The 16,943-nt window shown below is 71.9% G+C and carries 16 protein-coding genes and 1 pseudogene; 13 read left to right on the top strand and 4 right to left on the bottom strand.

The window, feature by feature from the left end:
* From CA983_RS04745 to CA983_RS04770, 6 genes and pseudogenes are all read left to right on the top strand, one after another.
* A pseudogene (locus CA983_RS04745) lies at positions 1–260 on the top strand (ATP-binding protein); the annotation flags it as partial.
* Positions 257–679 (top strand): roadblock/LC7 domain-containing protein, encoded by a 423-nt coding sequence (locus tag CA983_RS04750; RefSeq protein WP_037673550.1) that lies wholly within the window; start codon positions 257–259, stop codon positions 677–679. The pseudogene CA983_RS04745 and the gene CA983_RS04750, both read left to right, overlap by 4 nt.
* Positions 676–1,038 (top strand): DUF742 domain-containing protein, encoded by a 363-nt coding sequence (locus tag CA983_RS04755; RefSeq protein ID WP_086599623.1) that lies wholly within the window; start codon positions 676–678, stop codon positions 1,036–1,038. The genes CA983_RS04750 and CA983_RS04755 overlap by 4 nt, the downstream gene beginning before the upstream one ends.
* Positions 1,010–1,636: a GTP-binding protein gene (locus CA983_RS04760; protein WP_086599624.1), complete on the top strand. Its 627-nt coding sequence runs from the start codon at positions 1,010–1,012 to the stop codon at positions 1,634–1,636. The genes CA983_RS04755 and CA983_RS04760 overlap by 29 nt, the downstream gene beginning before the upstream one ends.
* Positions 1,633–2,871, top strand: a complete 1,239-nt coding sequence (locus CA983_RS04765; protein ID WP_086599625.1) for a cytochrome P450 family protein — start codon at positions 1,633–1,635, stop codon at positions 2,869–2,871. The genes CA983_RS04760 and CA983_RS04765 overlap by 4 nt, the downstream gene beginning before the upstream one ends.
* A complete protein-coding gene (locus tag CA983_RS04770) occupies positions 2,868–4,094 on the top strand; it encodes a cytochrome P450 family protein (RefSeq protein WP_086599626.1) in 1,227 nt (408 codons plus the stop codon). Before CA983_RS04765 ends, CA983_RS04770 begins: the two co-directional genes overlap by 4 nt.
* 230 nt (positions 4,095–4,324) lie before the next feature.
* On the opposite strand, the gene CA983_RS04775 is transcribed toward CA983_RS04770, so the two are convergent.
* On the bottom strand, positions 4,325–5,818 hold the full coding sequence (locus CA983_RS04775; protein ID WP_086599627.1) for a helix-turn-helix domain-containing protein: 1,494 nt from the start codon (positions 5,816–5,818) through the stop codon (positions 4,325–4,327).
* 164 nt (positions 5,819–5,982) lie between these two features.
* Here CA983_RS04775 and CA983_RS04780 point away from each other — a divergent pair, with 164 nt between their 5' ends.
* From CA983_RS04780 to CA983_RS04800, 5 genes are all read left to right on the top strand, one after another.
* Positions 5,983–6,603, top strand: a complete 621-nt coding sequence (locus tag CA983_RS04780; protein ID WP_167407331.1) for an L-threonylcarbamoyladenylate synthase — start codon at positions 5,983–5,985, stop codon at positions 6,601–6,603.
* Between the two features lie 144 nt (positions 6,604–6,747).
* Positions 6,748–7,503 carry a dienelactone hydrolase family protein gene (locus CA983_RS04785; protein WP_086599628.1) on the top strand — a complete coding sequence of 252 codons (756 nt, stop codon included), beginning with the start codon at positions 6,748–6,750 and terminating at the stop codon, positions 7,501–7,503.
* Positions 7,504–7,623: 120 nt separating this feature from the next.
* Positions 7,624–8,481, top strand: a complete 858-nt coding sequence (locus CA983_RS04790) for an MHYT domain-containing protein (RefSeq protein WP_086599629.1) — start codon at positions 7,624–7,626, stop codon at positions 8,479–8,481.
* A 46-nt stretch (positions 8,482–8,527) separates the two neighbouring features.
* Positions 8,528–10,033, top strand: a complete 1,506-nt coding sequence (locus CA983_RS04795) for a metallophosphoesterase family protein (RefSeq protein ID WP_086599630.1) — start codon at positions 8,528–8,530, stop codon at positions 10,031–10,033.
* A gap of 110 nt (positions 10,034–10,143) precedes the next feature.
* Entirely contained in the window at positions 10,144–11,172 is a 1,029-nt protein-coding gene (locus tag CA983_RS04800; protein WP_086599631.1) for an LLM class flavin-dependent oxidoreductase, read from the top strand.
* On the opposite strand, the gene CA983_RS04805 is transcribed toward CA983_RS04800, so the two are convergent.
* The 3 genes from CA983_RS04805 to CA983_RS04815 all read right to left on the bottom strand — a co-directional run bounded on the left by CA983_RS04805 (position 11,169) and on the right by CA983_RS04815 (position 14,421).
* Complete coding sequence (locus CA983_RS04805) at positions 11,169–11,732, bottom strand: dihydrofolate reductase family protein (protein ID WP_086599632.1); 564 nt, start codon at positions 11,730–11,732, stop codon at positions 11,169–11,171. The genes CA983_RS04800 and CA983_RS04805 overlap by 4 nt on opposite strands.
* 81 nt (positions 11,733–11,813) lie before the next feature.
* Positions 11,814–12,788 (bottom strand): TauD/TfdA dioxygenase family protein, encoded by a 975-nt coding sequence (locus CA983_RS04810; protein WP_086599633.1) that lies wholly within the window; start codon positions 12,786–12,788, stop codon positions 11,814–11,816.
* Positions 12,789–12,876: 88 nt separating this feature from the next.
* Positions 12,877–14,421, bottom strand: a complete 1,545-nt coding sequence (locus tag CA983_RS04815; RefSeq protein ID WP_086599634.1) for a glycoside hydrolase family 32 protein — start codon at positions 14,419–14,421, stop codon at positions 12,877–12,879.
* Positions 14,422–14,580: 159 nt separating this feature from the next.
* Between CA983_RS04815 and CA983_RS04820 the strand changes: the two genes are divergently transcribed.
* Together CA983_RS04820 and CA983_RS04825 are read left to right on the top strand one after the other, a co-directional pair.
* A complete protein-coding gene (locus CA983_RS04820) occupies positions 14,581–15,990 on the top strand; it encodes an extracellular solute-binding protein (protein WP_086599635.1) in 1,410 nt (469 codons plus the stop codon).
* Entirely contained in the window at positions 15,987–16,943 is a 957-nt protein-coding gene (locus CA983_RS04825; RefSeq protein ID WP_086599636.1) for a carbohydrate ABC transporter permease, read from the top strand. The genes CA983_RS04820 and CA983_RS04825 overlap by 4 nt, the downstream gene beginning before the upstream one ends.

Genomic DNA, 16,943 nt, shown 5'->3' on the forward strand with positions numbered 1-16,943 from the left:
CGCCCCCGCCGGACGCCCCGGCCTCCGCACCCGCACCCGCACCCGCACCACAGCGCCGGCCCCGGCGCCCCGAGGAGTCCGCCGCCGCCCTCGGCGCCCTCCAGTCCGGCACGGCTGCCGCACGTTTCGCCGCCCGGCCGAACACCGGCGCCGTTCCAGCCGTACCTGATGATGCCCCGGCCGCGACCACGGCCGACGGGGCGACCGACGACACCGGCCGAGACCGGAACGACGACCACGAGGGGGGAACGGCTCGATGACCAGCCGCGCGACGGGGGACACGGCCTGGGTGCTCGAACCGGTCCTGGAGGTGCCGCACGTCGTGGCCGCCGTCCTGCTCACCCGGGACGGGCTCGTGACGGGCTACACCGACGCGCTGTCGCAGCCGTCGGCCGAGCGGGTCGCCGCCATCACCAGCACCGTGCAGGGCGCGTGCCGTACCGCGGCGGCGGCGTTCGCCGACACCGACCGGGCCGACATCCGGCAGGTCGTCATCGAGTCGGACCACGGCTATGTGCTCATCGTGCCGACGGACCACGGCACCTGCGTGGCCGCGTACGGCGATCCCGAGGTGCGGCTGGACCTGCTCGCGCACCGGGTGCACTCGCAGGTCGCGCGCCTCGGTGAGAAGGCGATGGCCGCCGGGCCCCGAGGGGCCGACGGCGACACGCCGGCATGACCGGCCGCCGAGGCGGCCGTCCCCTGGTTCCCGCGTATCTGTCGACCGGCGGGGTGGCCCGGCCCAGCCGCGCCCATCTGGAGCGGCTCTCGGTCCTCACCGGCAGCGGCGAGCCGGCTCCCGCCGATCTGCCCGCCGCGCAGGCGGCCCTGCTGGAGGAACTGGAGCACGGGTCGCTGACGGTGGTGGAGGCCGCTGCCCTGCTGCGGCTGCCCGTCTCCGCCGTGCTGGTGCTGGCCGCCGACCTCATCGACCGCGACCTGGTGCTGGCCCGCGCGCCGATCCCGCCCGCCCGGCGCTTCGACCCCGACCTGCTGAAGAGAGTGGCCGATGGCCTCCGCGACCTCAAGCACCGTTGACACCACCGCCGGCGGCGGTGGTGTCCATCTCCCGGACACCGCCCGCGACCTGGTGAAGATCCTGGTCACGGGGCCTTTCGGGGTGGGCAAGACCACCCTGATCGGCTCCGTCTCGGAGATCCGCCCGCTGCACACGGAGGAGCAGCTCACCGAGGCGTCCGCGCAGGTCGACGATCTCGCCGGGGTCCGGGACAAGTCGACCACCACGGTCGCCATCGACTTCGGCCGGATCAGCCTGCCGGGCGGGGTCGTGCTGTATCTGTTCGGCACGCCCGGCCAGGAGCGGTTCCGGTCGCTGTGGGACGACATCGCCCACGGGGCGCTCGGCGCGCTCGTGCTGGTCGACGCCCGCCGGATCGACGCCTCGTTCGACGTGCTCGGGCTGGTGGAGGAGAGCGGGCTGCCGTACGCGGTCGCCTTCAACACCTTCCCGGACGCGCCCCGGCACCACACGCCCGAGCAGTTGCGCGCCGCCCTGGACCTGGAACCGACGACCCCGATGGTGACCTGCGACGCGCGCGAGGCGGACTCCTCGATCGACTCCCTGCTCACCCTCGTCCAGCACCTGATCGACCACCGACCCGCGGAGCACCGGTGATCCACCCGTCCCCCGCCGAACAGGCCTTCTCCCTCGCGGCGCCCGTCCGCCTGTGGGAGGACGGCTTCGCCCGCGACCCCCGTCCGTACTACGCCGCCCTGCGCGCCCAGGGCCCGGTCGGCTGGGCGGAACTCGCGCCCGGTGTGCCGGCGTACGTCGTCACGGACCGGCGCGCGGCGCTGGATCTGCTGCACGACACGAAGACGTTCTCGCACGATCCCCGGCCATGGGAGGCGACCGTCCCCGACGACTCCCCCGTCCTCGGGATGATGCGCTGGCGGCCCAACACCCTGTTCGCCGACGGCGCCGCCCACATCCGCTACCGCACCACCCTCATCGACGCCTTCGACCTGGTGGAGCCGCACGACCTGCGGGCCCGGGTGCACCGGGCGGTGCACCTGCTGGTGAGCCGGATCGGGCCGCGGGGCGAGGCCGACCTGGTCGGCGAGTTCACCCGGCCGCTGATGGCGCTGGTGTTCAACAGCCTGTTCGGGTTGCCGGACAGCGCGAGCGACCGGCTCGACGCCGCGCTCGGCAAGCTGATCGAGGGCGGCGCGCAGGCGGCACAGGGCGAGGCGGAGTTCGGCGGGTACGTGCTGGAGCTGATCGCGGCCAAGACGGAGCGGCGCGGCGACGACCTGCCGAGCTGGCTGCTGGACCATCCGGCGGGGCTGACGCCCGAGGAGGTCACCTGGCAGGTGTTCCTCACGCTCGGCGCGGGCCACGAGCCGACGGCCAACCTGGTGTCCAACGCGCTGTCCCGGGTCCTCGGCAACCCGGCCTACTACTCGACGCTCACCAGCGGCGCCCGGCCGGTGACGGACGCGGTGCTGGAGGTGCTGCACCACGAGACGCCGCTCGCCAACTACGGCATCCACTACGCCCGCACACCCTTGACCTTCCACGGCGTGTGGATCAGGGCGGCGGTGCCGGTGGTGATCTCGTACGGGGCGCTGGCGCAGGCCACCGAGCAGGAGCGCGGCGCGGACCGGCACCCGGGCGACGCTTCCCACCTGTCCTGGTCTGCGGGCCCGCACGCCTGCCCGGTCAAGCAGCACACGCTGCTCATCGCCACCGAGGCGATCGAGCGGCTCACCCAGTGGCTGCCCGACCTCGAACCCGTACTGCCCCGCGAGCGCCTCACCTGGCGGCCCGGCCCGTTCCACCGCTCGCTGACGGCGCTGCCCGTCCGTTTCAGCCCCCGCTCCCCCGACCGGCCAGGAGGACAACCGTGACCGTCACCGACCGCATCGCTCTCGACCCTTCAGGCGCCGACATCGCCGCCGAGAGCGCCCGGCTGCGCGCCCTCGGCCCGATCGTGCCCGTGGAGCTGCCCGGCGGGATCCCCGCCTGGGCGCCCACGCGCTACGACACGCTGAAGGAACTCATCCTCGACCCGCGGGTCAGCAAGGACCCGCGGCTGCACTGGCGGCTGTGGCCCGAGATCGGCGAACATCCGTCCTGGGGCTGGATCCTGGGCTGGGTGGGCGTGGTCAACATGCTCTCCGCCTACGGCGCGGACCACGCGCGGCTGCGCAAGCTGGTGGCGCCCAGCTTCACGCACCGCCGCACCGAGGCGATGCGGCCCCGGGTGGAGGCGATCACCGCGGAGTTGCTGGACGCGCTCGACGTGGCCGACGGCGAGGTCGTGGACCTCAAGGAGGGGTTCGCGCATCCGCTGCCGATGCGCATCATCTGCGAACTGTTCGGCGTGCCCGACGAGTTGCGGGAGGACACCGGCCGGCTCGTCGCGGCCATCATGGACACCTCCGACCCGAGCCCGGAGCACGCGGCGTCCGTGCAGCGGCAGATCGGCACGGTGCTGCCCGCGCTGATCGCGTACAAGGCCGCGCACCCCGCTGACGACATGACCACCGAGCTGATCCGGGTCCGGGACGAGGACGGCGACCGGCTCAGCGAGGAGGAGCTGCTGTACACGCTGCTGCTGGTCATCGGGGCGGGGTTCGAGACCACCGTCAACTTGATAGGCAACGCGGCCGTCGCCCTGCTGCGCCGCCCCGAGCAGCTCGCCGCCGTACGGTCCGGGGAGATCGGCTGGGACGCCGTCGTCGACGAGACGCTGCGCGCGCACCCGTCGATCGCCGCGCTGCCGCTCCGGTTCGCCGTCACCGACCTCGCCGTCGGCGGCGTCACGATCCCGGCCGGTGACGCCATCATCACGACGTACGCCGCCGCGGGGCTCGACCCCGAGCACTACGGGCGGGACGCCGATGTCTTCGACGCCACGCGTGCCGCCGACGACCATCTGGCGTTCGGGATCGGGGTCCACCGCTGCATCGGGGCGCCCCTGGCCCGTCTGGAGGCGCTGACCGCGCTGCCGGCGCTGTTCGACCGCTTCCCCGGCCTGAGCCTGGCCACCGGCGACGAGGGCCTGCGGCAGGTGCCGTCCTTCATCGCCTTCGGCTGGCAGGAGATCCCGGTGCGGCTGCGGGGCTGAGGCCACCGGAGGGACGCCGCCTCACGGGGCGGCTCGCGGGAGCGCGACCGGTCCCCCGTTCCGGTCGAGCCCCCGCGGCTCGTCGAACCTACGTCCATGGCGGAGGCCTTGGGAATCGCGTCGATGCCCGTTACGTACTCAACAGGGCTCACCCGTGCACAGCTGAGTCCGGATGGCCCGGATTCGTCCCGCCCCGACCGGGCCAACCGGTTGCCTCAGAGGCAAGCCGGTCAGTCGTGGCGGTGAAGAACCGGCAGATCGAGGTCGCCGACGGCCAGATGGGCCAGCACGACCTCGTACAGGTCGGTGCCCGCGGCGAGCAGCTGGCGTTCCAGGACGGGTTCGGCGCTGCGGACGTGCTCGCGCACGGTCTGCGCGTGCATGCCCAGGGCCTGCGCGGCCCGTTCGGCGTTGCCGCCGACGGCGATCCAGGTGCGCAGCGTCCGGCGCGGGTTCCTGGCGTCCGCGTCCAGCCGGCCCAGCAGGTGCTGTGCCCAGGTGCGTACGGCGGGCCCGGACAGCAGGTCGCAGAGACGCAGCGTGGAGTCCGCGGTGCCGCCGGTGAACTCGGCGTCGGGCAGGCCGATCTGGGTGTTGAGCGCCAGGTGGACGACGGCCCGGACGGTGAGGTCGGCGAAGTCGGTGCCGAGCAGGGCTTCCACGCGTTCCATGCGGGCGCGGACGGTGTTGCGGCTGACGCCGAGGACCTTCGCGGCGTTGACGGCGGTGAATTCCAGGCCGAGGCGGGTGGTGGCGAGGAGTTCGGCGCGGGTGTGGTGCGGCAGGGTGTCGAGCGGGCGCAGCACCCGGGCCGTCCAGCCGCGCAGCCCTTCCGGGTCCATGAGGCGTTCGGGGTGGGTGCGCTCGGCGTAGACCGCGGTCTTGTCGGGCCGGAAGTGGGCGACGGCGAGGGCGCTGACGGCCTGCCCGTAGGCGGTGGCGGTCCGGGCGAGGCTCTGCCGGACGCTGCCGCCGAGGAAGATGTCCGGGTGCCGGCCGACCAGTGACCGCAGGGCCTCGCCGGTGGTGTCGCGGGGGCCGACGACGATCACGTGGCCGTCCATGGCCGGGCAGCGCACGACCAGGGCGTCCTCCCTGGTGCTGTCCAGGCACTCCTCGGCGATGCGGTCACGGAGGGCGGGGTCGGACTCGACGACGTACACACACGCCGTCTCGGCGTCGAGCAGTCCCGGCCAGAGTCCGGCGGCGACGCGGCGGGCGGCGATGGTGTCCTCGACCATCAGCAGTTGCAGGATCGCCAGGCGCAGGTCGGAGGTGGCCCGCCGGAGGCGGTGTCCGGCCGCGGTCGACTCGCGCGCGGCCAGCAGGAGCTCGATCACCTGGGCGGTGTGGGTGACGACGTCGGAGGCCCGGCGGTCGAAGGGGGTCTCGCGGGAGACGGCCAGGACACAGGTGCGGGACGGGTGCTCCACCCTGACCAGCCGCAGATGACGCTCCCGGCTCTCCCAGGCGGCGGAGGCGATCCGGCCGGCCGTGATGTCCGTGACGAGGTCCTCGTCCAGCGGGAGCCGGGTTCCGGCCATGAGGTTCCCGGCGGCGTCCTGAAGGGCCACGGACCCGCGCACGGCGCCGGAGAGCCAGTCCACGACCCTGCGCAGGTCCCGCCCCGCCGGGCGCAGGTGCTCGAGCAGTTCCTGCGCCCACGCCGGACCCGGCCCGGCCGGCGTCTCCCGCTGCCGGTTCCCGTCCTCTCGGCCAGCCACCTCGGCCTTCCCCTCGCTCCTCGCGCCGCCTCCGGCGCACCGGTCGGGGACGTTACCTCACACGTCCCGCGCTCTCATCCCGGGCGAACGCGCCCCGGCACCCGCCCGGAGGCCGACACCCCACCCTGCGCCGCCGCACCCCGCGGGCGGCATAAGCTCGACGGATGGCGAAGTACTACGATGTGCACCCCGACAACCCCCAGCCCCGCACCATCGGCCAGATCGCCGACAGCATCCGTGCGGACGCTCTTGTCGCCTACCCCACGGACTCCTGTTACGCACTGGGCTGCCGCCTGGGCAGCCGTGACGGCATCGAGCGGATCCGGACGATCCGCAAGCTGGACGACCGGCACCACTTCACGCTGGTGTGCCAGGACTTCGCGCAGCTCGGCCAGTTCGTGCGGATCGACAACGACGTGTTCCGCGCGATCAAGGCGTCGACGCCCGGCAGCTACACGTTCATCCTGCCCGCGACGAAGGAGGTGCCGCGCATGCTCCAGCACCCCAAGAAGAAGACGGTCGGCGTGCGGATCCCCGACCACGTCGTCACCCAGGCCCTGCTCGCCGAGCTCGGCGAGCCGCTGCTGTCCAGCACCCTGCTGCTGCCCGGCGAGGAGGAGCCGATGACGCAGGGCTGGGAGATCAAGGACCTGCTCGACCACGCGCTGGACGGGGTGGTCGACTCCGGTGACTGCGGCACCGAGCCGACGACGGTGATCGACTTCTCCGGCGGTGAGGCCGAGATCGTGCGGCACGGCGCGGGCGACACATCACGGTTCGAGTAAAGGGCGCGCCAAGGGGCGTTCACGGTTGCACCGCCTACGGGGGGTGGGCGAAATGCCCCGGGAAGCGGCGTGTCACGATGCCCGTGATCCGCCCGGTCACGCGGACGGGTCCTGGCCGAGACCCCGCAGAGAGGCAGCACAGCCATGACCGCCGTACAGGGAACCGCTGTCGACATCCCCACCGAGGACGGCACCGCCGACGCGTATCTGACCCACCCCGCCGACGGGGCCGCCCACCCGGCGGTCCTGCTCTACATGGACGCCTTCGGACTGCGTCCCCGACTGCGGTCGATGGCCGACCGGCTGGCCGGCGAGGGCTACACGGTGCTGGTGCCCAACGTGTTCTACCGGCACGGCCGCGCCCCGCTGTTCGATCTGCCCGAGTTCATCGACCCGGGGGCGCGGCCGGAGATATTCGAGCGCATCATGCCGGTCATGCAGGCCCTGACGCCCGAGCGGGCGATGCGGGACGCCGGTGCCTATCTGCGCCTGCTGGCCGAATCGCCCGCGGTGGCCGACGGTCCGGTCGCGCTGACCGGCTACTGCATGGGGGCGCGCCTGTCGCTGCTCACGGCCGGGACCTACCCCGAGCGGGTCGCGGCCGCGGCCGGCTTCCACGGCGGGCGGCTGGCGACGGACACGCCGGACAGCCCGCACCTGGTGGCCGGCAAGGTCACCGCCGAGCTGTACTTCGGCCACGCCGACCAGGACCCCTCGCTGCCCCAGGAGCAGATCGAGCGCCTTGAGGAGGCTCTGACCGCCGCAGGCGTCCGCCACCGGTGCGAGGTGTACGCCGGGGCGCCCCACGGTTTCACGCAGGCCGACACCGCGTCGTACCACAAGGAGGCCGACGAGCGGCACTGGTCGGCTCTGCTCGACCTGCTGAAGCGCACATTCTGACCTCAATCGACTCCTGCCGAACAGAAGTTGCCGCCCTACCGACGGTAAGGGCTTGCTTTCCCTCGACCCCTGCGCGTAGACCTTGCTGGAAATCAGCCATGACTCGGGGGGAGTTGGCTCATGGACGGCACGGTCGACGGGTTCCGCTACGGTGCGGTGACCCCGGTGGCGGCGTATCTGATGGCCTGTCTGGGAGGGGCGCTGGGCCTGCGGTGCATCGTGCGCTCGCTGCCCGACGCGCGGTCGGGGAAGCCCGGCTGGCTGGCGTTAGGCGCCGCCTCCATCGGGTGCGGCATCTGGACGATGCACTTCATCGCCATGATCGGCTTCCACGTGGAGGAGACCCGGGTCCGTTATGACGCGGCCACGACGGTGCTCAGTCTCGTCGTGGCCGTCGCCGTTGTGGGCATCGGCGTGTTCATCGTCGGCTACCGCGGCACGGGCGGTGTCACCCTGACGGTCGCGGGTGTCGTCACCGGACTGGGGGTGGCGGCCATGCACTACCTGGGCATGGCCGCGATGCGGCTGCACGGCGACATCGGCTACGACCCGGTCCGCGTCGTACTGTCCGTGCTGATCGCCATCGCCGCCGCGACCGCCGCACTGTGGGCGGCCGTCACGATCCGCGGCTTCCTGACGAGCGTCGGGGCGAGCCTGGTGATGGGCGTGGCGGTGTCCGGAATGCACTACACGGGCATGGCCGCCGTCAACGTCCATGTGCACGACACGACCGGCGGGACGTGGGAGGGCGACTCGCCCCTGTCCCTGCTGCTGCCGATGCTGCTGGGGCCGGTCGTCTTCCTGCTGCTGGCCGGGGTCGTGGTCATGTTCGACCCACTGCTGGTACACGGCGAGCGGGCCGGGAACCGGAACCCCGCCCCGCACCCGGGCGCCTCCGCCAGCGGCCGGGCCGCCAACTCCATCCCCTCGCCGCGCACTTCGTGGCACGACACGGACTCGCCCACCCGCGGCCGGTGAACGACCCGCCCGCGGACGGCTCGTAGATCATTGTTACGGTGCAGCGGTGTCCGACTCCTCACGCGATACCGCCGAGGGCGCCGGCTGGGGTACCGGCGAACGCGGCGCGTACCAGCAGCTGATGCCTCCGAAGGCCGAGAAGATCTCCTGGCTGGACCCGAAGATGCTGTGGGCCGCCCGCAACGGCGTGCTGGCCTCCTGGTTCGGGGACCCGACCGGCCGCACCCGCGGCCGGTGGGTGGCACAGCGCGCGGCCGCCGGGGCACCGGCCGACAAGGTGATCCGGCGCCACGACCCGGACCGGTTCTCCTTCCTGGTCATCGGCGACACCGGCGAGGGCGACGACCCCCAGTACGCCGTCGTGCCAGGTTTGCTGAAAACCGGTCAGGACACCAGCTTCGCCGTGCTGGCCAGTGACGTGATCTACCCGGTGGGCAGCGCGGACGACTACGGCACCAAGTTCTTCCGCCCGTACCGGGACTACCAGGCGCCGATCTACGCGATACCCGGCAACCACGACTGGTACGAGGACCTCGGCGGCTTCATGCGCGTCTTCTGCGGCGACGCCCCGCCACTGCCGCCCGAACCCCGGCCACGCCCCCTGACCCGGGCCTGGCTGCGGTCCCTGCTCTGGCACCGGCCGCGTCCCGACGACGGTCACCACCTCGCCGAGGCCCGCGCACTGCGGTCCGCTCCCGCCCAACAGGCCTTCCAGCCGGGCCCGTACTGGGCGATCGACGCCGGACCGGTACGGATCATAGGCATCGACACGGGCCTGCTGGGCACCCTCGACGCCGAGCAGGGCGCCTGGCTGCGCGAGGTCTCCCGGGGACCCCGCCCGAAGATCCTGGTCACCGGATCTCCCCTGTACGTGGACGGCCGACACGAGCCGTGCGCCATCGAAGGGGGCGGCACCGTCGACGACATCGTCCGCGACCCGGCGCACCACTACGTGGCGGCGATCGGCGGCGACATCCACAACTACCAGCGCTACCCCGTCCGGCTGGACGACGGACGCACCCTCCAGTACGTGGTCGCGGGCGGCGGCGGAGCGTTCATGCACGCCACCCACACCATCCCCCGCGTCGACGTCGCGAACGTGACGGAGCGGGACTTCCGTTGCTATCCGCTGCGCGGCGACTCCCTGGCCTTCTACAGCCGGCTCTACGGCCGCCGGCTGCGCATGCCCCGCTTCTTCACGCTCACCGAGGCGGAGGCGACGGCCGTGACCGCCGAGCGCCTGGGCATCCCGCCGACCCGTGTCCCGGGCGCGGCCACCCGCGTCACCCGGCGCGTCCGGCTGGTCGCCGGGCTGCTCGGCACCGGCCGCCGACCCGACCGGGCCAAGCGGTTCCGGCTGCCCGTGCGGAAGATCTACACGTCGCTTTTCTCCCCGAGTTCGGCGACGTACAGCCCGCCGTTCTTCAAGTGCTTCCTGCGCCTGGACGTCTCCCCGGAGGCGATCCGGCTGCGCTGCTTCGCGGCCACCGGCAACCGCGCGCAGGAACTCGACCCGCCGGTCGAGGACGAGGTGACGATCCCGCTGCGCTGACCCGGTGACGCTGATCCGGCAGACGCTGGATCCGGTGCGGCGGGAACAGCGCGGGCCGCTGCCGGGTTGGCACAGCCGTACACCATTGAATGTTCAATGATGGAGGGCCCGTGCCACCGACCCCACGACCGCTGCGCAAGCTGGGCTTCCTGACCATCGGACTGTTCGACGAGGCGGATCCGGGGCGCGGCCACGAGTCGACGCTGGAGATCATCGAGCTGGGCGAGCGGCTCGGCTTCGACAGCGCGTGGGTACGCCACCGCCATCTCCAGTACGGCATCTCCTCCCCCGTCGCCGTCCTGTCCGCGGCCTCCCAGCGCACTCGCCGCATCGAACTCGGCACGGCTGTCATTCCGCTCGGCTGGGAGAACCCGCTGCGCCTCGCCGAGGACCTGGCCACCGTCGACCTGCTGTCCGGCGGCCGGCTCAACCCGGGCGTCAGCGTGGGCCCGCCGATGCACTTCGACCAGGTCAAGGGCGCGCTCTACCCGGGCACGGCCGACGCCGAGGACTTCGGCTATGGGCGGGTGGAGCGGCTGCTGGACTTCGTGCGGGGCGAGCCGGTGACGGACTTCAGCGGGACGGAAGGCTTCGAGACGTTCTCCGACCGGGTACAGCCCCACTCCCCCGGCCTGGGCCGCCGCATGTGGTACGGCGGCGGCAGCCTGCGGTCGGCCCGGTGGGCCGGCGAGCACGGCATGAACCTCCTCACCAGCAGCGTCGTGAAGGCCGAAGACCCCGACGGGCCCCCCGACTTCGCGCAGATCCAGCTCTCCCACATCCAGGCGTTCCGGGCCGCCCACCCCGACGGCGAGGCCGCCCGCGTCTCGCAGGGCCTCGTCGTCATCCCCACGGACTCCGCCTCGCCCGAGCAGCGCGCCCGCTACGAGAAGTACGCCGCCGAACGCGCTCCCCGTACGGCCGCACCGCAGGGCCCGGCGCGGCTGCTGTTCGCGCCGGACCTGGTGGGGACCTCGGAGGAGATCGCCGGACGACTGCACGCGCACGCCGCGTTCCGGGAGGTGGACGAGGTCGCGTTCGCGCTCCCGTTCACCTTCGAGCACGAGGACTACGTCCAGATCCTCACCGACATGGCGACGAAACTCGGCCCGGCACTGGGCTGGCGACCGGGCGTCTAGCGTGCCACGCGGTGGCGGAGGTAGACGACTCCCGAGTTGAAGGTGCGGGTCTCGACGAGTTCGAGATCCACCCGGCGCTCGCTCCGGGGAAAGAACGGAATGCCTCCGCCGACCAGCACCGGGTAGACCATGGCCCGGTACTCGTCGATCAGACCCGACCCGGCCGCCTCGGCGGCGAGAGTCGCACCGCCGATCGCGATGTCGCCCTCCCCCGGCTCGGCCCGCAACCGCTGGATCTCCTCCGCCAGGCCGCCGGAGGCCAGGCGGGCGTTGCCCTGCACCTCCGACAGCGTGGTGGAGAACACCACCTTCGGGAGCGGATTCCAGAGCGCGGCCCATTCGAGCTCGGAGTCGTCGAGCGATGACTCCTGGTCGGCGGTCTCCCAGTACAGCATCGTCTCGTACAGCCGTCGTCCCAGCAGGTGGACGCCGACCTCCCGGATCTCGTCGATCCAGAAGCGGAAGACATCCGGGTCGGGCGCCGTCCAGTCGAAGCCGCCGTCCGGCCCGACGATGTAGCCGTCAAGTGAGACGTTCATCGAATAGGTCACGCTGCGCATCGGTGTCCTCCTGAGTAAGGGGTTCGACAGTACGACCACGGGACACCGCAAAACTCATCGCGACTCACGGATGGGTTCGTGTCACCAGCGGCCGGGTGCCGTCCCCGTGACCGGCTCCGACGCCCTGCCGTCCACCCCCACGGGCACGTCCCCGGCGAGCATCACCCGGTGCATGATCCGCGGGTGGTCGAGGTGTGCGGTGTCGCCGGGGGCCAGATGCATCGTGGCGCGGTTGTCCCAGAACGCCACGCTGCCCGGCTCCCAGCGGAACCGGACCGTGTACTCGGGCCGGACCGCCTGCTCCAGCAGCATGTCCAGGATCGCGCCGCTCTCGGGCCGGGAGAGGCCGGCGATCTGCTCGACGTAGTAGCCGTTGACGTAGAGGATCCGCTCGCCCGTCTCCGGGTGAACGCGCACCAGGGGGTGCAGCGAGGCGACCTGGCGGTCCAGCAGGTGGCGGACGTACGCGTCGTCGCCGGGCCGGGGCTGGTAGCCGACGCCGAGCCGGTGCTCGGCCCGCAGGCCGTCGACGAACTCCCGCAGGGGCGCGGAGAGTCCGGCGTAGGCCGCCGCGAGGTTCGACCAGGTGGTGTCGCCGCCGTAGGGCGGCACGGTCTCGGCGCGCAGGATCGTCGCGGCGGGCGGGTCGACGCGGGCGCCGTGGTCGCAGTGCCAGCCGCGCAGCAGGGTGTGGCGGCGGCGCCGCAGCCACTCGTCGTGCTCCATGCCGAACCGCCCGCCGAGCTCCAGCCGGTCGGCGGTCGTCTCGATCTCGGGGAAGTCCGGGGGCGAGGCCTTGCCGCGCCGCGGCAGCACGACCGGTTCCCCGAACCGCCGCGCGAACGCCACGTGCCCGGCGTGGTCCAGCCGCTGTCCCCGGAAGAACACCACCTTCCACCGGAGCACCGCCGCCCTGAGCGCGGCGACCACCGCGTCGTCGAGGTCCGCGGCCAGGTCGACCCCGCCGATCTCGGCGCCGATGTGCCCGGCGACCGGCTTGACCTCCATCCCGGCGTCCCGCACCGCCTCGTCCGTCATCGGGCTGTCCGTCGTCATGCGCACTCCGCAGGTCGTGGGCGTGGTCGTGCCTTCCGGAAGATCGTGACAGCGATCCCCGCCCGAGGCGACACCGCACCAGCGCCCCTCACACCTCGAATTCCCGGATCACCGTGTTCCGGAACACCGCCCTCCCATCGACCGTGAACAGCGCGAGCCCGGTGTCGACCAGGTACGGGAAGACCGCCGACGCGTGCGCGTACCGGCCGTCGTCGAGGAACAGCTCCACGGATGTGCGGTCGACCAGGAGGCGGAGACTCACCGTGCGCCGGGCCGGGTCGAAGGGGCTCCGGCTCTCCTGCCATCTGCCCGACAGGTCGGGTGACACGGTGGGGCGGCGGTTGAGGTAGGCGTAGTCGCGGTGGACGCCTGCGTCGATGTGCCGGACGCCGTCCGGGGAGCGCCGCAGCTGCACTCCCGCGCCCGTGAGCTGGTCCCAGGTGATCTCACAGGTCAGTTCGTAGGCCGTGCCCCGGTAGTCGAGGACGCGGGTGCCCTCGACCTCCAGATCGCCGAGCCGCACCGTGCGGGAGACGTACCGGTCGAGCGCGGCGACCGGCCGGGACGCCAGGTGGTACGTGCCGTCGGCCGCGCGCTTCAGCGTGATCTCGCGGACGATCGAGTCGGTGCCGTTGAAGCCGTCGCTGTCGATGGTGGGTGTGATGTGGGCGTAGTCCCAGTTGTTCAGCCAGCCGATCGCGTAGCGCGTTCGCTCGTCGAGGGCGCCGTTCGCCGTCCGCTTCTCGAAGGTGACGGCCCCGTACCAGTCCCAGCCGTGGTCGAGCCATTGCGGCTCTTCGGCGTCGGCCGTGAAGGCGCTGCCGTCGAAGGAGCCAGTCCAGTACGCGTACGTGTTGGGCAGCCCGGCTCCCTTGCCGTTGGCGCTCACCCCGAGCACCCACTTGGCCGTGCCGTCCCCGGCGCGGATCCGGAACAGGTCCGGGCACTCCAGCACGCCGATCCCGCTCTTGACGAAGCCGCCCACGTACGTCCATGACGTGAGGTCGGCCGAGTGGTAGAAGCCCACCTTGTCGTTCTCGGCGAGGGTCATCACCCACCGGCCGCGTTCCTCGTCGCGGATCACCTTCGGGTCGCGGAAGTCGCGCACGCCCGGGTTGGGCAGCACCGGGTCGGTGCCGTGCGGGGTGAACGTCCGGCCGCCGTCGGTGGAGTAGTACAGGTACTGCGCCTGGTCGCTCGGACCGTCGTGCGGCGACATCGTGGCCAGGACGACGACCGCCCCCGCCCCGAAGCCCGCCGTGTTCTCCGTGTCGACCACCGCGGAGCCCGACCAGACATCGCCGTTGGGGGTGGTGTCCTTGGGCACGGCGATCCCCCGGTCCGTGAAGGAGACCAGGTCGGTGCTGGTGGCCAGCCGCCAGGCGGTGCCGATCGCGCCGGACAGGTAGTCGGCGTTGTGCAGGTAGTAGTAGTGATACGCGCCGTCGATCCAGACCGGGCGCTGCGGGTCGTTCTTCCACTGCTCGGGGACGGTGAAGTGGTAGGCCGCGCGGTAGCTCACGCAGCCGTTCCGTGGCCTGGCCTCCGCCGTGCCCGCCGCCGCGGGCAGCAACGCGCCGGCCGTGCCCACGGCCGACCCGGCGAACAGGGCCCTCCTCGTGATCCCGCCCATCACACCTCGTTCCTCTCGTCGGAAACGGTGGCTCATGTGCCTCAGGACTGTGGGACCTAACTCGTTAAAGGTCAAGCGGTCACGCGGTCTTGACACGTCTGGGCGGCGCTCACATCATCTGGGGCATCAGTCCTCAACTAACACGAGTTAGGCCCCACGATGACCGACTCGCACCCCACCCGCCGCACGCTGCTGCGGTACGGCGCCTACGGCGCGGGTGCCGCCGCCCTGGGCGGCACCGCCGCGAGCTGGGACCGGCTCACCGGAGCCGACATCCCCGGACGTGACGACGGTTCCCTCGTCGTCGCCACACTGGGCCCCGCCTACGGGCCGGAGGCCATCCGCACGCTCCGCGAGGGCTTCCGCGAGCTGCACCCCGACATCAAGCTCCAGATCAACGCGGTGCAGGCCGTGGACTGGTCGGACTTCTTCGCGAAGATCCTCACGCAGGTGGCCGCGGGCACCGCCCCGGACCTGGTGTACGTGGCCACCGAGGGCGTGCAGCTGTTCGCGCAGCGGCTCGGCGTGGCCCTGGACAAGTGGGTGAAGCGGGACGCGGCCGAGCTGAAGGAGTACTTCGCCGACGTCCACCCGTCGCTGGTGGAGTCGATGATGTATGAGGGCAGCCTCTTCCAGCTGCCGGTGGAGTTCAACGCGGCCGACATGTACCTCAACCGCCAGGTGCTGCGCCGGGCCGGGGCACAGTACCCGCCGGCCGACTGGACCCGCGACGACTTCACGACGCTGCTGCGGGACATGAAGAAGGCGAGCGGCTCCCGTTTCACGCCCTACTTCTGGACCAACCGGCTGTGGGGCGGCGTGGTGCCCTGGCTGTTCGCGAACGGCACCAATCTGCTCGCGGAGTCCAAGGCGCCCGGCGGCGAGTGGCTGTGGGACTCCTTCTACCCGGCCGACCAGAGCAGAGGCCGCGGGGGCGGCTTCCGGTGGACGACACCGCAGGCCACGCACGACCGGGTGGAGGAGGTCTACGACTATCTCGCCTCCCTCGTGCGGGACGGCCTGTGCACCCGCCCCGAGGGCGGCAACGGCCAGAACCTCATCGGCGTGTTCTCCACCGGCCGGGTCGGTGTCACCCCGGCGGGCGGCTTCTGGGCGGGCGGCCTGCACCTGGCGGGGATGGAGCGGGACGGGTTCGACGTGCAGTACTTCCCGCGCTGGCGCACCCAGCGCATGCAGTACGGCGCGGCGGGCTACGCACTGCTGCGGACCTCCAAGAGGCAGGAAGAAGCCTGGGAGTTCATCAAGTACGCGGCCCGCAAGGACACCCTGACGCGGCTGTTCACGACGAACCAGACCACCCCGGCCCGCCGCTCGATGCTGACCGCCGGACGCTACAAGGAGACCGGCCCGGCGCACTGGCAGGTCTTCTACGACACCCTCGACCGGTTCCCCGACACGGGACCGATCCCGGCGCCGCCGCAGGTCGCCGAGGTCGAGCAGCTGCTGCTCAAGCACACCGGCACGGCCCTGGCCTCCTCGCGCTCGGTGCGTCCCGCGCTGCGCCGGTTGCAGGGCGACCTGGAGAAGGCCATGGAGCGTGACGTATGACGAACACCCAGATACCGCCGACGCGAGCCGAACGGCCCGAGGCCCCGCCCGCCAAGGCCGCACCGCGTCCCTCGGCGCGCGACCGCGGCACCCGGCTGCTGGCCACACTGTTCCTGGCCCCGACGATCGTCGGCATCGTCGTCTTCACGGTCGTCCCCATCGTCGGCTCGGTGGTGCTGAGCCTCTTCCACTGGAACGTGATCGACTCGCCGCGCTTCGCCGGCGGCTCCAACTACGGCGCGGTGTTCGGCGACGAGACCGTGCTGGTGTCCTTCCGCAACACCCTCGTCTTCATGGTGCTGGCGGTGGCGCTGCAACTGCTCGTCGCGCTGGCGCTCGCCCTGACGCTGACCGGGCGGATGCCCGTGTGGCTGCGGTCGGTGTTCCGCTCGGCGTTCTTCTTCCCGCTGGTGCTGTCCGCCGCGTCGATCTCGGTGGTGATGAAGTACCTGTTCAACCAGGACTTCGGGGTGATCAACTGGCTGCTCGGCTTCGTCGGGATCGCGCCGGTGCCATGGCTGACGTCGGAGAACGCGGCGATGGCGACCGTGGTGCTGGTCTACGTCTGGCAGCAGTTCGGCTTCTCGTTCCTGCTGTTCGTCGGCGGTCTGAACAACATCCCCAAGGAGATCCACGAGGCCGCCGCCCTGGACGGCGCGACCGGCCTGCGCAAGCACCTCTCCGTCACCCTGCCGCTGCTGTCGCCGACGCTGCTGGTCGCCTCGGTGGTCGGCATCATCAACGCGCTCCAGGTCTTCGAGCAGCCGTACGTCCTGACCAACGGCGGTCCCGGCGACTCGACCCGCACGGTCGTGATGGTGATCTACGAGACCGCGTTCGAGCAGCTCCGCTTCGGTGAGGCGTCCGCGGTGGGTGTGCTGCTGTTCGTGCTGATCATGGCGGTCACGGCCCTCCAGTTCCGGCTCAGCCGGCGTTTCGTCCACTACCAGTGA

The organism is Streptomyces swartbergensis, assembly GCF_002148965.1.
GTDB classification, from domain to species: domain Bacteria; phylum Actinomycetota; class Actinomycetes; order Streptomycetales; family Streptomycetaceae; genus Streptomyces; species Streptomyces swartbergensis.